Origin of the sequence: Arcicella sp. LKC2W (assembly GCF_034931005.1) — a bacterium.
Classification (GTDB): domain Bacteria; phylum Bacteroidota; class Bacteroidia; order Cytophagales; family Spirosomataceae; genus Arcicella.
Window position 1 is genome coordinate 69191 of sequence record NZ_JAYGIN010000025.1, and the last position, 19442, is coordinate 88632.

General features: G+C 36.3%; 12 protein-coding genes. 8 read left to right on the forward strand and 4 right to left on the reverse strand.

Annotation, left to right across the window (positions count from 1 at the left end; translation table 11 throughout):
- Positions 1-173: 173 nt before the first annotated feature.
- Both VB796_RS19185 and VB796_RS19190 read left to right on the forward strand, forming a co-directional pair.
- Positions 174-659, forward strand: coding sequence for a hypothetical protein (locus VB796_RS19185; protein ID WP_323348201.1), 486 nt, complete (start codon positions 174-176; stop codon positions 657-659).
- A gap of 430 nt (positions 660-1089) precedes the next feature.
- Entirely contained in the window at positions 1090-1644 is a 555-nt protein-coding gene (locus VB796_RS19190) for a hypothetical protein (RefSeq protein WP_323348202.1), read from the forward strand.
- Here VB796_RS19190 and VB796_RS19195 read toward each other — a convergent pair.
- Positions 1619-2131, reverse strand: coding sequence for a hypothetical protein (locus VB796_RS19195; protein WP_323348203.1), 513 nt, complete (start codon positions 2129-2131; stop codon positions 1619-1621). The genes VB796_RS19190 and VB796_RS19195 overlap by 26 nt on opposite strands.
- Before the next feature lie 273 nt (positions 2132-2404).
- Here VB796_RS19195 and VB796_RS19200 point away from each other — a divergent pair, with 273 nt between their 5' ends.
- The 4 genes from VB796_RS19200 (at position 2405) to VB796_RS19215 (ending at position 13850) form a co-directional block, all read left to right on the forward strand.
- Positions 2405-2935 carry a phage tail protein gene (locus tag VB796_RS19200; protein ID WP_323348204.1) on the forward strand — a complete coding sequence of 177 codons (531 nt, stop codon included), beginning with the start codon at positions 2405-2407 and terminating at the stop codon, positions 2933-2935.
- Between the two features lie 55 nt (positions 2936-2990).
- Positions 2991-3524 (forward strand): phage tail protein, encoded by a 534-nt coding sequence (locus tag VB796_RS19205; protein ID WP_323348205.1) that lies wholly within the window; start codon positions 2991-2993, stop codon positions 3522-3524.
- A 228-nt stretch (positions 3525-3752) separates the two neighbouring features.
- Positions 3753-13442, forward strand: a complete 9690-nt coding sequence (locus tag VB796_RS19210; protein WP_323348206.1) for a Calx-beta domain-containing protein — start codon at positions 3753-3755, stop codon at positions 13440-13442.
- Positions 13443-13517: 75 nt separating this feature from the next.
- A complete protein-coding gene (locus VB796_RS19215; protein ID WP_323348207.1) occupies positions 13518-13850 on the forward strand; it encodes a LytTR family DNA-binding domain-containing protein in 333 nt (110 codons plus the stop codon).
- A 118-nt stretch (positions 13851-13968) separates the two neighbouring features.
- Here VB796_RS19215 and VB796_RS19220 read toward each other — a convergent pair whose 3' ends face one another.
- The 3 genes from VB796_RS19220 to VB796_RS19230 form a co-directional block, all read right to left on the reverse strand.
- Positions 13969-14589 carry a response regulator transcription factor gene (locus VB796_RS19220; RefSeq protein WP_323348208.1) on the reverse strand — a complete coding sequence of 207 codons (621 nt, stop codon included), beginning with the start codon at positions 14587-14589 and terminating at the stop codon, positions 13969-13971.
- A gap of 105 nt (positions 14590-14694) precedes the next feature.
- Positions 14695-15303: a response regulator transcription factor gene (locus VB796_RS19225; RefSeq protein ID WP_323348209.1), complete on the reverse strand. Its 609-nt coding sequence runs from the start codon at positions 15301-15303 to the stop codon at positions 14695-14697.
- Positions 15296-17140, reverse strand: a complete 1845-nt coding sequence (locus VB796_RS19230) for a 7TM-DISM domain-containing protein (RefSeq protein WP_323348210.1) — start codon at positions 17138-17140, stop codon at positions 15296-15298. The genes VB796_RS19225 and VB796_RS19230 overlap by 8 nt, the downstream gene beginning before the upstream one ends.
- A 344-nt stretch (positions 17141-17484) precedes the next feature.
- On the opposite strand from VB796_RS19230, the gene VB796_RS19235 reads away from it, so the two are divergent.
- Both VB796_RS19235 and VB796_RS19240 read left to right on the forward strand, forming a co-directional pair.
- Positions 17485-17826, forward strand: a complete 342-nt coding sequence (locus tag VB796_RS19235; protein WP_323348211.1) for a LytTR family DNA-binding domain-containing protein — start codon at positions 17485-17487, stop codon at positions 17824-17826.
- Positions 17827-18439: 613 nt separating this feature from the next.
- A complete protein-coding gene (locus tag VB796_RS19240) occupies positions 18440-19411 on the forward strand; it encodes a hypothetical protein (protein WP_323348212.1) in 972 nt (323 codons plus the stop codon).
- Positions 19412-19442 lie beyond the last annotated feature (31 nt).

The following is a 19442-nucleotide window of genomic DNA, read 5'->3' on the forward strand; positions in this document are numbered from 1 at the left end:
ATTGCTCAAAATTATCATTTGATAAAAAATATTCTATAATATTGTCCCACTTCTTGTTACAATCTTAATAAATGTATTCTCCCAAAGTAGTTTAGAATATTTGATATTTTCTACCTTTCAATCAATAATTTATTCAATATTTCTTTTAGTTACTCAGTATGGTCTTTAATGAAATGGTTTTTCACAAGATTACCGATTTTATTCAAAAGATAGGCATTCCTATCAGCTATTGTCAGATTGCTGAACAGACTTTTTTGCCTGGATTATTGATTAAAAATGGAACGCTTCTGATTGATAAAAATCAGTTAAAATACATTGGTGATACCCTCCACGAAGCTGGTCATATTGCTTTGATGCTTCCCGAAGAGCGTAAAAACTTGTCAGGTTCTTTGGAAGGGCAAAATGATTCTGAAGCCATTGAAATGGCAGTTATTGCTTGGACGTATGCAGCTTGTTTGAAAATCGAGATTGACCCTGCAATTGTCTTTCATCCAGACGGTTATAAAGGTGATAGCGAGAATATTTTACAGAATTTTAATAACGGACAATATTTTGGAGTTCCGATTTTGGAATGGTTCGGAATGACCGAAAGAATAATAAACACACAATCAAAAAATACGCATTCATTTCCTAATATGGTTTCTTGGATAAGAATGTAACTCATAAAGATGAGTACGATATTACCTCTATTACTAACACATGAAAATGAACAAACAGACGCTTTTTATCAAAAATCGTTTGTTTGTTCATGAAACCAATTATCTCACCTTTTGAGAAACACCCTTTCTCATTTAAAAACTTTACAGTTTTTCATTTTCTACTACTATTTATTTAGTGTGAAAAAACTCCTACTTACAAAAATACACCCAACATAATTTCATTTACCTAAGTAAAACTCATTGATTTATTCGTAAAGCATAAGGTATCATTATGACTTGATGGATAGATTTCGTCAGTAGATAAAACAGGTATTTTTACCCTTACATCAAAGACCAACCAAACATAACTTTGTCTTTTCTGGATAAATGAATATTGGGTGGTTATTACTGAACATTTGTAAATAAAATATATCCCAACCACCAAAAACTTATGTTAAACAGTCGTAGAAAATTTTGTAGAAACTCTGTCTATTTAGGGCTTGGACTTAGTTTTTCCCCTTTGTTGATTAACGCTCAGACGAAAGAAAGTAGTAAAACATTACGAATAACGAAGAAAGCACAGAAAGTAGTAAAAGTAAACGGTAAGGTTTGTTATGAAGATTTGAGTGCTGCTCGAAATATACAAATAGAGATTTGGCATAACAATTCAGAAAAGAATCCTTCAAAATTTGAATATGAAGGAAAGCTCATTACTGATTCGGAAGGTAATTATAGTTTTGAAACGGATTTTCCTGAAAAGCATTATCAAGATAAATTTTATAATACACGAAGAATTTACTTCAAAATTAAAAAACAAAATGGAGCTGAAATTTTAACTAAACTCCATTTTGGTTTCGACGGAAAAGCTTTTGTTGATAACATTCATGTTAATATGATACCCGAAAAATTCAAGTCCATATTACCCAAAACGAAGTTTGAAGAAGATTTGCTTACTGTTCAATTTGATATATACCTGAATGCTAAGGACGAAACCACTTTTGTATAGAAGGAAATGGCTGTACTCCATGTTGGGCAGCATTTTGAGCGTCAAAAGCCATACCAAGCCACTGAAGCATAGGCAAACCGATATATTGACCAGACTGAAAACCAAATAAAATACTATCGTTTTGTCCTTTGTATCCTTCAGGGTGGAATAAAACCTCTAAGGGAATATTTGCTTCAATAGCTGCGGCATAAGACCATCCGATAGTCATCATAGAATTGGTGGGAACATCAAAGTCTAATTGCGATTCAATAGGATGTGAAAGACTGGAACGAACAGCACTTGGGGCAAGGGCTATACGACCTGCTTCGTGTAATAAATCTCCAGGGAATTTTAATTGGGCAAGGTCAATTTGTAAAGAACCATTATTAATAAGTATTCCTGGAAGGGACATTTCTGAGGTTAACGTTGTGATTTGTACAGGAATACCTATTCTTTCTAAAAAGCTAAGAATTGGCGAAACATAGACATGGTCTTGATAGTCAATCATATTTTGGATAGTTAATGTGTTTAGGAAAATTAATGATTGCAAAGCTAAATTTTATTATCAGCATGGCAAAGCAAAAAAACTATCTTCTTTGATAAAACAGGTATTTTCACCTATACCAAACCTATTTTTCAAATATACTCCCACACCTAAAAAAGACCGTTTTGAGACAGTTTAAGCAGATTTAAAAACCTCAAATTCAATAAAAAATATTATTTATTACTTACCCCAAATACATATTTTCTTATTTAATAACCATTTAAACTATTTAACACTATGACTCCTTATCTTGGAATGTTAGCCATATTTGGATTTAATTTTCCTCCTCGTGGCTGGGCATACTGTAATGGACAATTGATTTCTATTGCACAAAACTCAGCATTATTTGCCTTGTTAGGCACCTATTTTGGCGGTGATGGGGTTACGACATTTGCCTTACCCAATCTTCAAAGTAGAGTACCTATTGGCATGGGTCAGGGCTCAGGGCTTAGCTCCTATTTTATTGGACAAGCAGCTGGTACTCAAACAGTAACCCTGATTAGTACCGAAATGCCAGCACATACTCATTTCATGACTGCTTCGGGTGATGGCCCAACACAGGCAACTGCACAAGGAGCTTCTTTAGCTTCTCAGTCACGCACAGGTGATACAATGCCAGTCATTTATGCGAATGGTGCAACAACGCCAGTACCGATGTCTTCTACAACTACTATTGCAGGCGGAAACCAGCCTCACAATAATATTCAACCATACCTTGCTATGAATTTCTGTATAGCATTAGAAGGCATTTTCCCTTCAAGAAACTAAGAATTTATTAATTATCTAAACAATTTATTACTAACTATTTAATCAAATTTTAACTATGGATCAACCGTACATTGGTATGATAGCCATGTTTGGCTTCAACTTCGCTCCACGTGGCTGGATGCTTTGCAATGGACAAATACTCAGTATTGCCCAAAATACAGCATTATTCTCTTTGTTGGGCACTACCTATGGAGGTAATGGGCAAACAACATTTGCCTTACCTAACCTTCAAAGTAGAGTACCGATTGGTATGGGTCAAGGACCTGGATTGAGTTCTTATGTTATTGGTCAACAAGCAGGCGAAGAAAATCATACATTGATTAGCACAGAAATGCCTGCACACAATCACTTTATGACAGCATCAGGTGATGGACCAACGCAAGCTACTGCACAAAGTGCTTCTTTGGCTTCTCAAGGACGCACAGGTGGTACAATGCCAGCAATTTATGCGAATGGTGCAACAACGCCAGTACAAATGTCTTCTGCAACTACTATTGCAGGCGGAAGTCAGCCACATAATAACATGCAGCCATATCTTGCTATCAATTATAGCATTGCAACACAAGGTATTTTCCCTTCGAGAAATTAAGATTTATTTTCAACAGCATTGGAGTTTTAATACATCAATGCTGTTGATGTTTAGATAGAACTTGTTTAAGGGGGGATAACTTTTTGTGAAGCTCTCCTATCAAATATTTTAGGATAAAATTCTCCTAAAATTTATTAAACAGATTCACAGTAATATTAATGTTCACCGCCTGACAATATTGTTTTTGAGAATGATTTTAATCAAATAGTGTACAAAAATCATAATATTATGAAAACTAACTTTACCAATTCCTATTTCAATAAAACGCTTAATGGTCTGATGGCTTTTTGTGTTGTTTTGTTGATGTCTATTAATGCTTTTGCACAGGTGACAGCAACAGAAGATTTTGAGAATGAATCAACTGCCAATTCAACAACACCCCATACATTTTCAGAAAGTGGCATTAGCTTTTCAACAGACCTTACGTTTCAAAAATTTGTAACGACATTTGGATATAATAATTCAACAAGTTATATCCAAGTAAATGGAAATACGGTTACGAAAACGATAACAATACAAAATGCAAGTACCTCATTTAAGATAAATTCATTTGCCGCATACGTTGCCACCGCTACCAATGGTAACGGTGCGACCAACGGAGCAATTACTTTTGTGGGAACATTAGTAGGAGGTAGTACAGTTACTGCAACGGTCAATGTGGCTTCTACGGGTGTTGTGCCAGGTGGACAAACAAGAGAAGCCAATATGATGGTAGATGGATTAAATTTTGCAGGAACACCTTTAGACGGTGTTTATATGACTTCATTAAGTGTTTCAACTTCTGCAACTGTACAATATGCTCAGTTAGACCATATCGGTTTCACGACACAGGCAGTTGTAACTAATCAGTTTTCTATCGATGATGTAAGCCAATCAGAAAGTAACTCAGGCACAAGTAATTTTACTTTTACCGTTACTCGGAGTAATAATACTGCAGCAAGTTCAGTACAAGTTCAATCTTCAAACGGAACGGCAACATCTGGAACTGATTATACGGCATTTCCTTTAACAACAGTAAACTTTACGGCAGGTAGTGCATTGACCCAAACGGTAAACGTAGTGGTAAACGGTGATGTAACGGTTGAACCTAATGAAACCTTCACGATGACACTTTCCAATCCTTCGGGGGGCGTGCTATTAGATGCCACAGGAACTGGAACAATCGTGGATGATGATGCTATCAATGAACCTTTTGATGATGAAACCCATCAAACTTCAACCTTCACTCAAAGTGGAAATGCTTTTCAAACAACAGGGAAATTACTTGTAAAAAATGCAGGTAATTTTGGACAAGGAGGTACTTCGGGTTATGCTTCTTCTACCGAACCTTTCGCCGTTGGTAATCAAGGTTCTTTACAAATAACTTCTCCTGGAAAATCGTTCAACGTTATTAGTATAGATTTATGGTCGGCAGCAGTTTCGGGTTCTTCACCCAACTGGACTTTTACACCTACCAACGGAACAATTACTTTTACGGGTACTAAAGCTGATGGCTCAGGTACTATAACACATACCGCAGCCATCACACCATCGGGTACAAATGTTCACTCTACGGTACTTTTTGCAGGTTCACCTTTTGATGGGGTTCAACTTTCGGCTATTTCGTTTTCAACACCTACGGGCATTCAGTACCTTCAAATTGATAATTTCAAATACGGAACGGCAACGCTTACCAATACTCAATTATCCATTGATGATGTAAGTGTAATTGAAGGAACGGGTGGAGGTTCAACAACGGCAACATTTACCGTAACTCGTACAAATAATACAACTTCATTTACGGTAAATGTGGCTTCTTCGGATGGTACAGCTACGGCAGGTACTGACTATACGGCTTTTCCTTCAACCGCTTTAACTTTTACGAGCGGAGGAGCATTGACTCAAACTGTTAATGTAACTGTTTTGAAAGATGCTACGATTGAGCCAATTGAAAGGTTCAATATGACACTTTCGGGGGCTACAAACGGAACGGTTTATTTGAAACAGACAGGTATTGGAACAATTCTGAACGACGATAGTGTCATTGAAACTTTTGAAGATGAAACCAATCTTGCCACCACCTTTGCAGAAAGTGGCGTAAGTTTCTCGGCAACGGGTGGTTATCGGGTAAGACAAGCCAGCACTTTTGGCAGTGGGTCTTCTAATTTTTATCTGACCTCAACCAACAATGCGGTCGGTAATCAGGGTACTTTTTCGCTAACTACTGCCAATAAAGTTTTCAAATTGAATGGTTTAGATGCTTGGGTTGGAACAACCGAAACATCACATTCTTCGGGTTCAGTAACTTTTACAGGTACTTTGTTTGGTGGCGGAACAGTAAGCACTACTAAAACCATCACGGCAACTTCTGCCAGTGGTGCAGGGTATCAATTAAATGTAACTTTCACTGGTACACCACTTGAAAACGTTTTATTGACCGCTCTTCAAGTTTCTACGGCTGGTACATTAACAGAATGTGATATTGATAATTTCAACTATACGGTTGTCAATACATTACCAATTATAGAGGTTGTTGATGCTTCAGACATAGCCATTACTAATGGTGGAGTGGCTGGTACTGCCAATAATACCGATTTTGGAGGAGTTTGTGTAACAGGTGGGACAGTCAGTAAAACTTATACCATTAAAAACACTGGAAATACAAATTTAACCCTTTCAGGCAGTCCTTTGGCAGTTTTGGGTGGTGCAGATGCTGGTCAGTTTTCTATTACAACGCAACCAACTTCGCCTATTACGGCGGCTGGTTCGGTTATTTTTACGGTACAATTTGACCCAAGTTCAGCAGGGGTAAAAAATGCTACCATAACCTTGACCAATAATGATGCAACGAATAGTCCTTATGTTATCAACATTAAGGGAACAGGTAATGCCAATCCTATTCCAAGTCCAAGTAGTAATTCACCACTTTGTTCAGGTACAACGCTCAATTTAACATCGGCAGCGAGTACGAATTATTCATGGACAGGACCAAGTAGCTTTACTTCATCATTACAAAATCCAAGTATTACAAATGTAACTACTGGAGCAACAGGCGTTTATACCATTACTCAAACGAGTAGTGCTAATTGTACGGCATCTGCAACAGTAAGTGTAACGGTGAACGCCTTGCCAACCGCAACCCCAAGTAGCAATACCCCAGTTTGTGCAGGAAATACATTGAATTTAACATCAACGGTTGCCACCAATTATTTATGGACAGGACCAAACTCGTTTTCTGGGACTGTACAGAACCCAAGTATTAGCAATGCAACAATCGTGGCAGGAGGAACTTATACTTTGAGGGTTACAAATGCAAGCGGATGTACTTCAACTGCCACCACTTCAGTAACTGTAAACACACAACCCTCAGTACCAACAAGCCCAAGTGTAACTCCCTCAATTGTGTGTACCTCTGCAATGGTTACGCTTTCGGCGACTGGTTGTGCGGGAACATTATCATGGTTCGATGCCTCCGATAATTCACCTGTCAGTAGTACCCCAACGGTTTCTACAAATAAATCTTTCTATGCAAAATGTACTGTGGGTAGTTGTACGAGTGGGTCAACTTCAAATGTAAATGTAACAGTTAGTACGCCTTTGGCTTCATCGCCTGGCAATGTCGGGATTAATTGGACAGGACTTATCAGCACCGATTGGAATACTGCCTGTAACTGGAATCCTGCTTGGGTGCCAGATGCTACCAATAGTGCGGTTGTTATTGATTTAAAAACTAATCAACCTACTATTTCGGGTACTGTGCCGAGTGTAAAACTGATATACGTTAATTCCGGTGCAACGCTAACCGTTAATAATGGTGGTACATTGAATGCAAGTAGTACAACCGCTGTACTCACTTTACAGGGTGGTAATCTTATCAATGACGGAACAATAAACCTGAGCGGTGGTGGAAGCAGCACTGGGCTTGCTATTGGAGCTACGGCAAGTATTACCAATAGAGGAACAATTACTACCAATAACCTCTATGGTGCATCACTCCAATTTGGTAATCTTACTTTTACAAATGAAAGCACAGGGATATTTAATGGTGATTTTAAAGCTAATAACAATACTCTAACTCTAACAAATCGTGGAACTATCAATTATGCAGGGGGAACTTATGCTTTAAGTTTGGGTAGTAGTGGGTCAAGTGTAATAAATACTGGAACTATCAGTGTTACAGCAGGAAGCGGTATTTCAAATCCAAGTGGTTCAACCATTACTAATAATGCTTGTGGTAAAATATTAATGACAGGAGGAGCAGGTCTTTATGAAAATGGAGGAACAACCACTAATGCAGGTTTAATACAAATGCTAAATACTTACGATTTTACGAATAATGGTACATTTACTAATAATGGCGTAGTAAAAGCAAAAACCGTTTCAAGCATTACCAATAACAAAGTGGTCATTACAAATGCTTGCCCAATCTTCACTTTGGGAGGTACTAATAATTATACAGTAAGTGGAATTTTTACAGATGCTGCCGCAACGATTTCGGCGGGTACTTATAATGAAGCTACTAACAAATTTACGGCTAATAATACAATACCAACAGGTACACAAACGCTTTATGCCCAAGTAACAAATGTACCCGCAGAAGGAATGTGTACGTTCGTTGTTCCTTTTGATTTCATTAATGTAAAAGCTACTTCCGTTTCAGTTAATAGTATAACGGTTTGCCCCAATGGAAGTGTAACTCTTTCTGCTACTTGTGCAAGTGGAACACTTAATTGGTACACAGTCTCAACGGGAGGAACAAGCATTGGAACAGGAACAAATTTATCACAATCGCCTACGGTTACCACAACTTACTACGCATCATGCGAAACCACAAGTTGTGCAAGTGGAAGAGTGGCAACCAATGCCGTTACGATATCGTCATTACCAACAGCAACTCCAAGTAGTAATACGCCTGTTTGTACAGGAACAACGCTGAACTTGAGTTCGACGCTTGCAACGAGTTATTTATGGTCTGGACCAAATTCATTTACTTCGAGTAGTCAAAACCCAGCTATCACAAATGTTACAGCGGCAAGTGGTGGTACGTATACATTAAGAGTTACTAACTTAACAGGGTGTACAGCGTCTGCAACAACGGCTGTAACTGTTAATACAACACCAACAGCAACTGCCAGTAGTAATTCACCCGCTTGTGTTGGTGCAAATCTCTCATTAACAGGTGGAGGCGTTGGAACTTACTTGTGGACTGGTCCTAATAGTTATTCTTCAACAGCTCAAAGCCCAACCATTTCAAATGTTACTGTTGCTGCTTCTGGGGTTTATACTTTTCAGGTAATGGGAGTTTGTACTGCAATGGCTACAACTTCAGTAACTGTTAGTCCAGCACCAACAGTATCTGTAACGCCAAGTACACAAACAATTTGTAGTGGAGAGGCAATTACAAAAATTACTTTAACAGGAACAGGTACAAGTTATACATGGACACGAGACAATACTACTTCAGCAACGGGTATTGCAGCAAGTGGTTCGGAAGATATTACGGGGTCATTAACAAATACCACAAATGCTCCTTTGACGGTTACGTTTACTATTACACCCGTAGGTATGTGTGCTGGAGTACCTGTTATGGCAACGGTTATTATTAATCCCATTCCAACGGCAAGTGCCAGTATTCCAAGCCAATCAATATGCTCAGGAACGACTATTTCGGGTATTACTTTATCGAATCTAACAGGTGGAACGAATACAAATTCAGAAAATGATAATCCTAACGTTGTACCTGACTTACCAAAAGATAATGGGATTATGCTAAGTGCTACGGTGGTTGGAACAGTCTTTAACTGGACAAGAGATAATACCGCCACAGTAACAGGTATTGCAGCAAGTGGAACGGGTAATATTACAGGGAATTTAGTGAATAACACTGCTTCTCCAATAATAGTAACTTTTACCATTACGCCATCATATACCAATGCAGGGACAATCTGTACAGGTACGCCAATCACGGCAACAGTAACGGTTAATCCAAATCCAACGGCAACAATAACCGATGCAGGAACTGCTTTTTGTTCTGGAAGTAGCACAACGCTTTCTGCCCCTGCCGACCCCAATTATACTTACGCATGGCAAAGAAGTCTTACAGGAATAGCAAACCCCAATTCATTTACAGCATTTGGAGGAACTACTCAAACGCAAGAGATTACAACTGCTGGGGTTTATCGAGCAATTGTAACCAATCAATTTAACTGTTCATCTCGTGATACAACGGCAGTGAAATTTGGAAATTTTGTCTTTAGTAACTCATTGGTTGAGGGTGATGCTCAACAAACAGGAAGAATGAATCGTTTTGCAACAGTATCAACTTGTGCATCTCCAACAAGTTATCCTGGTGATTTCACAACAACAGGTGCAAGATTTTATGACAGCTATACCGTTACGAACCCAACCGCTGCACCCGTTTGTGCCACAATTGGTCTAACATCAGGTTGTGGAACGAGTATATTTTCAGCGGCTTATTTGGGTAGTTTTAATCCTACTTCTGTGAGTTCAAATTACTTAGCAGACCACGGTTCATCATTTCCAGCAACGGGATTTTATGAAGTAAACATTCCAGCAAATGGAACTATTGTAGTGGTGGTGCATGAGGTAAATTCTGGAACAGGTTGTAGTAATTATAATTTAAGAATAGATGTGCCAGGTGCAACAGTAGTACCAACGGCAAGTAGTAATTCACCCATTTGTGCAGGAAATACATTGAATCTCACTGGTACAGGAACAGGTACTTATGCTTGGAGTGGGCCTAATAGCTTTACCTCAACGGAGCAAAGCCCAAGTATTGCTAATGTTACTACTTTAGCAACAGGAACATATACAATTAGTGTAACCAATACAAATGGTTGTGTTTTCAATGCTACGACTGCTGTAACGGTGAATGCAACTCCAACAGCAACGGCAAGTAGTAATTCACCTATTTGTGCAGAAAATACATTGAATCTATCTGCAAGTGGAGGAGTATCTTATGCTTGGACTGGCGTAAATTCATTTAACTCGACTCAACAAAATCCAAGTATTGCTTCCGTAACAAGTTCGGCTAATGGTACTTATCAAGTTGTCGTTACTAATATTGCTGGTTGTACTGCTGCTGCCACAACTTCGGTAATGGTAAATACCTTACCAACCGCAACTGCAAGTAGTAACTCGCCTGTTTGTGCTGGTACTACTATCAATTTATTAGGTGGTGGTTTAAGTGTTCCAAGTCTCGCTCCTACGGGTTCGTATGCGTGGAGTGGCCCGAACTCGTTTAGCTCAACTTTACAAAACCCAAGTATTACATCAGCGACTAATTTAGCTACGGGGACATACCAACTAATCATTACTAATGAAAATGGATGTACTGCCATGACTACTACTTCAGTAATGGTAAATGCTCTACCTGTGGCAACAGCAAGTAGTAACTCGCCCGTTTGTGTAGGAAACACCGTAAATTTATTAGGTGGAGGATTAAGCATTCCTACACTTGTTCCTACTGGCTCGTATGCTTGGACAGGTCCAGATTCATTTAGTTCAACTTTGCAAAATCCAAGTATTATAACTGTCACAACGGCTGCAACAGGAATTTACCAGTTAATTATTACAAATGACAATGGATGTACTGCAATGGCTACCACTTCGGTAACGATAAATACGCTACCAATGGCAACCGCAACTAATACTTCACCAATTTGTACAGGTACTACGCTGAACTTATCTGCTGAAGGTGGAGTTTCATTTGCTTGGACGGGTGTTAATTCATTCAGTTCTACCATGCAGAATCCGTCAATTCTTCTCGCTACTACGTCAGCAACAGGAACTTATCAAGTTGTTGTAACTAATGCAGCAGGATGTACAGCTATGGCAACCACTTCGGCAACAGTGAATCCAACACCTGTAACACCAACTGGACAAGCGAGTACTCAAATTATCTTTGGAGGTTCAGTAACGCTTACAGCAACGGGTTGTTCTGGCGTGAGTGATGTATTGAAATGGTATCAATCGGTTGGTAATCTTTTGGTAACAATGCCTGTTTCGCCAACGACTACGAGCAACTATTATGCAAAATGTGAAACAACATTGAATGGTATTACTTGTATCAGTTCTCAATCTGCTGATGTAACCGTAACAGTTTTAAGTCCCAATCCACCAGTTGCCACAGGAGGTACAACTTGTATTAGTACACCGTTAACGCTCACTGCAACAGGTTGTTCTGGAAGTACGGGAACATTTGAGTTAAAATGGTATCAAAACTCAGATAATACATTAGTAACCATGCCAGTATCACCAAGTGTAACAACTGAATATTATGCAAAATGTGAACAAACATTTAATGCCATAACGGCAACAAGTGAGAAGTCAAATGTAGTTACTTTAACGGTGTTGAATCCAGCTATTCCAGTCGCAACTGGAGCAACTATTTATAGTGGCAATTCGGCAACTTTAACCGCAACGGGATGTACAGGAGAAGGCTTTGTGATAAAATGGTATCAAACTACGGACAATGTATTAGTAACCATGCCAGTATCACCAACGGTGACCACTCAGTATTATGCAAAATGTGAACAAACAGCTAACGGAGTTACTTGTATCTCGAATAAAAGTAATGATGTATTGGTAACGGTTGTTAATAGAATTTTTGTAGATATTACGAAGGTTTCAGCCCCAATTCAAAATGGTAATTCATGGGCAACTGCTTATGGAAATCTTCAGACAGGATTATCTGCTGCAACAGCAGGAGTAGAAGTTTGGGTGGCTAAGGGAACTTACAAAACAACAGAAACACTTGACAAAACCATTTATTTCAATATTCCTAATGATGTAATTGTTTATGGTGGTTTTGCTGGTACTGAAGATGCTTTGATTGAGCGTAATTTCAGAACAAACGTTTCAATCCTGAGTGGGGATATTGGTACTCAAAACGTTATTACGGATAACAGTTATCACGTTGTACTATTCAATGGCTCATCAAGCAATACTGTTTTAAATGGCTTTACAATTACGGGTGGAAATGCAAACTTTAATCCAAATAGAGGAGTAAATCTACCAATTACAAATGCCGCATCTACTTCTACCACAGAAAGCGGAGGAGGTATTGTTCTTGGAAATGCAGCCATGCCGATGATTGTAAACTGTACTATCAATAGCAACTCATCAATGTTTGGAGGTGGATTATTTGCAGGAGATGGCAGTAAGCCAACAATCATGTTCTGTAAATTCATGGGTAATCAATCTACTTTTGGAGCAGCCATTTATTTACAAGATGGTAGTCATGCAACGATTTCAAGCACGTTAATTTCTGGTAACAGAGGAGTTGGAGGACTTTACAATAACAATTCTAATCCAATTATTACCAATACAACTTTTAGTGGTAATGGTGGTTATAATGGTGGAATTTTCAACTCAAATAGTCAGCCAGTTGTTAAGAACTCTATTATTTGGGGTAATTCAACACCATTTAATGATACTCAGTCAATTATTTCTTATAGTATCATTCAAGGTGGTTATGCTGGTACTGGAAACTTGAATTATGACCCTCAATTTGTTAATCAATCTCCAGAAGGACTTTCGCCAAACTTAAATGGAGACTATCATTTGAGTTCAGGTTCATTAGGAATTGATAGAGGTGATAATGGTTCAATCTCTCTGACAGATTTAGATTTGGACGGAAATTTGAGAAGATACAACGGCGGAAGAGTAGATATGGGAGCTTATGAATTCCAAGGAAATGGAACTTCAAATGTCGTAATTAGTATCGCCTCTGGTAATTGGGAAATAAACTCTACTTGGGATGCAAATCGTGTTCCTCAAATTGGAGATATTGTTATCATCGACCAAAACCATACTGTTACTCTCAATGGTGAAGGAAGTGCCAAGAATATTGAATATAGAGGAACAGGTACATTGAAATTCAACTCTACCAGTAGCAAATTAAATATTGGATTTTAATAAAGTTGGGGACTTTGAGAAGGCACATTTTCTCAAAGTCCTTCATTAAAATAAAATATCTAAACTAATAATATCATGGAAAACGATACCTATTTTTTACTACCGAATAAACATAGGAAATTTGAAAAAATTCCATTTTCCGAAATTTTGTACCTACAAGGTAATATCAATTATACCTTAATTCATTTACAATCAGGAAAAGTGAAAATCTCACCTCGTACATTACGATTTCATGTCAATAATTCTTTAGACGATAATTTTATAAGAATTCATCGGGCATTCTGCGTAAACAGAAGTTATATTCAGAGTTACGACGAAAAAGAAAGTGCTAATTTTTTATTATTGACCAGTGGAATAAAACTGTCTGTTTCGAGAAGAAAAAAACGAGAACTTTTAAAGATTAATTAAAAAAACAGGGAGCAGATATAAATTATCTGCTCCCTGTTTTTTTGTTTTTAAATTCATCAAAAACACATAATATATTGACAATAAGCAATTTATATTTCCTGCAATCACAAACTACGCCTTACTTAAATTGCGTTAAAGCCCATAAAAGCAAGGCATTTTTTTCTTTTGGCAATTCCAATTTTTGAATAATATTCGTCCTATGACCCTCCACTGTTTTTTCAGAAATAAATAATAATTCTGCTATTTGTTTTGTGGTTTTTTGCTGGGCGATTAACTCCAATATTTTCCTTTCTGAAAAAGTCAACTTATCTAAATTAGTCATATTTTCAGGGTCTTTATCCAAAATCAATTCATTCATCAACGACTTACTGATATACTGATTTCCGTTGGCAACTTCTTTCAAACATTTTTCTAATTCCTCATGAGCGTGTTCTTTTAAAATATATCCAAATACACCCAACTGATTCGCCTTTCTAAAAACAGTCATTTCTTTGTGCATTGTCAATAAAATAATCTTTGTTTTTAATTTTTGTTTTGTCACTTTTTCAAGCACTTCAATACCGTCCAAACCAGGCATATTAATATCCAGCAATGCTATTAATGGCTGATGAGTTAAAATTAAATTAAAAGCAGTTATTCCGCTTGAGCATACATCATTAACGGTATATCCGAGCGATTCAACAAAACTTTTAGTACCAGCCAAAGTAAGAGGATGGTCATCAGCAATTAATATATTCATTGGTCTGTGTTTAATTAAGCAGTAAATTAGGGTAATCAGCAAGTGTTATTCTATCAAAAGTACAAAAATAATAACCGCCATTTGATACATTAAAACACGGATTTTTTATTTCATCAAATATTTGAATAACTCTTGTTCGCCACGTAAACCTAATTTTATAATTATGTTTTTTCTGTGCGTTTCGGCGGTGTAATAACTAATATTTAAGACTTCGGCAATTTGTCGTGTGGTTAGTCCACTTTTAACCTTTTCTAATATTTCAAACTCACGTTTAGTCAATTTTACACCATGAAAGGTATCATCTTGTTTGGCATTAAGAATATTATTTGAGAAGAATTTTTCATTGTTTATTACCACATTTATTGCCTCCAAAAATGTCTCCTTTGTTGCCGTTTTTGATACATATCCATAAGCTCCAGATTTAAACATTTTTTCAATAATATGATTATCTTCGTGCATACTGAGAAAGATAATTTTTAAATCTAAAAAATGGCTCAGGAGCAATTCTGTTGCTTCCAATCCATTCATATTAGGCATATTATAATCCATCAAAACAATATCTGGATTTAATAATGTTACTTCCTTTACGGCATCTCTTGCATCATTTATTTGATTGACAATTTCAAAATGTGAAATACTCGAAAGCATCATTTTTACACCATCACTAAAAAGACGATGGTCATCAATAATTAATATTTTAATGAGATTATTCATAGATTTTATAAGGTACATCGATAATTAATAAATTGCCGTTATTGTCGGAAGTAGTATTAAATTTTGCTTGAATAAAGTCAAGTCTGGCAAGCATACTTTTTACGCCAATTTTATGCTCCATCGAAATTTGATTTTCCAATAAAAAAGGTTGTCCATCATCTTCAAAACACAACACGATGCTTTCTTCTTGATAAACCATTTGAAGGGTTACATTTTCTGAAGAAGAGTGCTTCAATATATTGGAAATCAACTCATTAACAATTCTATAAATCGCCAATTCTCTATTAGAATCGAGTTTCAAATATTTTCCTGCTAAAATAAATTCAAAAGAAATTTTAGAATGGTTTTGGAATCGTTTTATCAACGTTTCAAGCATTTTATCAAGTGTAAAGTCTTGAAAATTAGCAGGCATAATATTATGAGTAATATCCCTTAAATCATCAATTATTTGTTGCGTTTTTTGGGTATCATCAGTTCTATTCTCATAAATAAATTTGGTTTTGAGAGCTGCTAAAGAATTACCTACATCATCATGCAAATCTCGTGCTATACGAGTACGTTCATCTTCTTGTAAAGTAATAATTTGTTGTTGAGTTTCGTAAAGTTTTTTCTGAAAAATAAACTTTTCCCTTACGCTATTAGAGAACCGTATTACTAAGCCAAAAACTACCACAATAACTTCGACAAGTGGGGTAAAATAGAATATTTCTACATTATTATTTACTTCATCCAACACATTCAAATTTGCCAATACCAATATGGTAAAAAGAATGAGAGTCAGAAAAAAGCCAACCATATAAAAATAAACAGAAGGGTGTTTTTGGATTACTCCATTGATAATAGCAATAACAATGTAAGCATCCATAAAGAAAAGGACATAGTAAGAAATATAAACCAACCACCACATCAGCTCATGAGGAAGTGGAAATAACAAAATAAACGCTGAGGAAATAAAAAACCATGTAGCATATTTTCCTAAATAATAAAACCACTTGAATTTATAGGCTTTGATGTTGAGCAACTCAATAGTAAACCAAATATGTAAACCCACCAACAAATAAAAACTGATACAGGTGGCAATGTTTATGGCAGGTTGCAAGGCTGGCAAATGGATATAACTATGAATATAACCTGCATCTGAAAAACCCACCAAAAGCGTACTAATACAGTAAAGACTATATACAAGATAGATACGCTCTCTGATAAACCAAAATAAAACCAAACCCATAAGAGCAGTAATGATTGAGGCTCCAAAAATAAACCCAAATTGATTTGAGGCAACGGCAAAATGATTGGCATATTCCATTTCAGCTCTCAAGGTAAGCACACAACCATGAAGCCCAAACTTACGACTACTGTATAGATAATAGGTATAGGAAGAGTCTTTCGGAATTTGGATGGGATAAACATAGTTACGGTCAAACACTACCCGCTTTTCGATAGGAATATGCCGTCCGAGCAAAGGCATTGATTCAATATTATTATCCGTCTTTAGTACAAAGAGTTGTACCGTATCTGCCCGAGATTGTTCAATACTGAGGATAAATTTACCTCGATTTGAATTGTTCTGAATCTTAAATTTACACCATCCCTGTTGATGATGAAATCCGTAACTAACATCCTGAGCGTTTAAATTTCTTCTAAAGTCATCTGCTTTTGCTCCAGCAATTTGCTTTATTTTTAAACCATCAGTATTATGAATGTATATCAAAACATTTTTATTGATGTCTTGACCAGAAAACTTGTTATCTATAATTATGGACTGCCCATGAATTGGGCAGCATAAAACGACAAACAAACTAAAAAAGTGGGCGGCTTTATGCAATATTAATTTCAAAATTGGCGGTTTTGGTACAAATATACCTGACTTCGGGTATATGTTTTTATCATTTCATTCTTTTACTTTGCAGAATAATAATGTTAATAGTTAAATATATGTTTTGGAAATTCTAATCCTTGTTAAATCCTCACATTTTATAACTTTTTAATGTCATCTCATTAATCTTCCTAAGTTAGTTATTATAATAATTAATCAGTTCAGAATAAATTTATTTTCGGATAATAATTTATTTAAAAAAATGTAAATAAATGTTGATTTAGTTAAATACATTCTTAACTATTTCTGCCATTTGATAACACATTTGATTACTATTTCTATATAAATAACTAAAAGATAATTGCATGAAAACCTACAAACAAAAAGGTAATGAAAGTTTATTAATTCTAAATCAAAAAACGTATTCAAAGGTGTTGATTAACCAAATCGTACTGATACGAGGAGACATCAACTATACCGTTTTTCATATAAAAGGTGGAACAGAGAAAACAGTAGCACATACCATAAAATTCTTTGAACCACATCTGAAAACTCATGGATTTTTAAGAGTACATCGAGCTTTTATGATTAATCCCAACTACGTAAAAGAGTATGACGCAGAAAAGGAATATCTCACAATGTCTGACGGACAAACAGCGATGATTTCGAGAAGGCGAAAACATACCTTAAAACAATTAATAAGATAAAATGTCAACACTAACACCTAAATACTAATCCCTATTTAGAACAATACTTTTTTCATTTATAATCAACTCAAAAACAAGGGTTACCCCTTGCTTAAAACTCTGATTATCTAAAGTAATTTTGTCACCAAGTTTCAACAAAATGGAGTTTCAAATTTACATTTTAAAAGAGAATCGTTGGTAGTATCTCAAATGTGAAATATTAACCATTATTTGCCTATTTTATCCTTTCCCATTCCCTAAGTAATATTTAAGAATTTATAAAATCAAATTAATCCAATAACGGTATTAATAGGCTTTGCCATGATTATATATTCAGATTCAGTTTCGATTTAACACACATTAAACATTTCAACCAAAACATGATTTTCCATTACTCGTATTACCTTTTATTTTTTCCTAAAAATAAAATTAGGTCTTCCTCAAAGGAAAGACCTTCCATGATTTATTATGTTCATCATAGACAAATGTTTTTAGCATTGACGCATGATTTTAATAAAATAGTAACAGTAATATTTCTTATTTTTCCTTACCATGTATTTGGATTTTGAAAGATAAAACCTCAATTTTTTAAGTCCACATTTCAACAAAGTTTCTTTCTTAAAACATTTTAAAAATGAAAAAACATCTTCCAAATTCAAAAACCTTTTTGTTAAGCATTTTTTGCCTAACACTATTTATTTTTTCAGCTACTGCTCAACAAACCAAAAAAATATCTCTTCAAGGATTCCTGAAAGACGGCAACGGAAAAGCCGTTGCAGATGGAAACCAAGAAATTATTTTTAAGTTATATCCTTCCAAAGATAGCCCGACTGCAGAATGGGAGGAAACCCAAACTATTAATGTTTTTGGAGGGGTATATAGTACACACTTGGGTAGTGAAACCAACCCTTTAGACAACCTCAGCTGGGGTTCAAAAACGTATTTTGTCGGGGTAACAGTTCAAGGCTCAGAACTCAATCCACGAACAGAACTAACGTTTGCTCCTTATTCTCTCGGCTCACCAAAAGCTCAAGAAGTAGTTTGTTCAGGTGCAGTAGGAGATGTAAAACATTCCATTCTAAACCCAACACAATTTGCCGCAGTAAATGGCAATTGCTGGGTAGCTATGGACGGTCGTTCATTAGCTACAACCGATAAACTAAGACAAATTACAGGAATGACTACATTACCAAATGGTGGTGGTCTATTTATCAGAAGTCAAGAGTTTGCGAATAGTTCAAATTTTGATGACGACCGAAATGTAAACACTCCTATTGCTTCTTTCCAGTCTGAGGACTTAAAAAGCCATACTCACTCTACTAACCTATCTGTCAGTGGAAGTACATCAAGTAATGGTAACCATACTCATACAACTGGTATTCCCGGTCGCTCAGAAGAAGGAGGGTTTATTGCTCAAGGTAATCCATTTAGTTCTTTTAGTGCTACTGACAGAGCTATTCAGTTCTATCATAACATCAATTCTTCTTCTCCAGGAGACCACTCTCACTCTATTTCAGGTAGTGCTACTGGGAATACAAATAGTACAGGGGGCAACGAAACACGCCCAGATAACTTAAATTTTTGGGTATATATCCGTATTAATTAGTACTCATTAGTCATATTTAAATTCATATTTT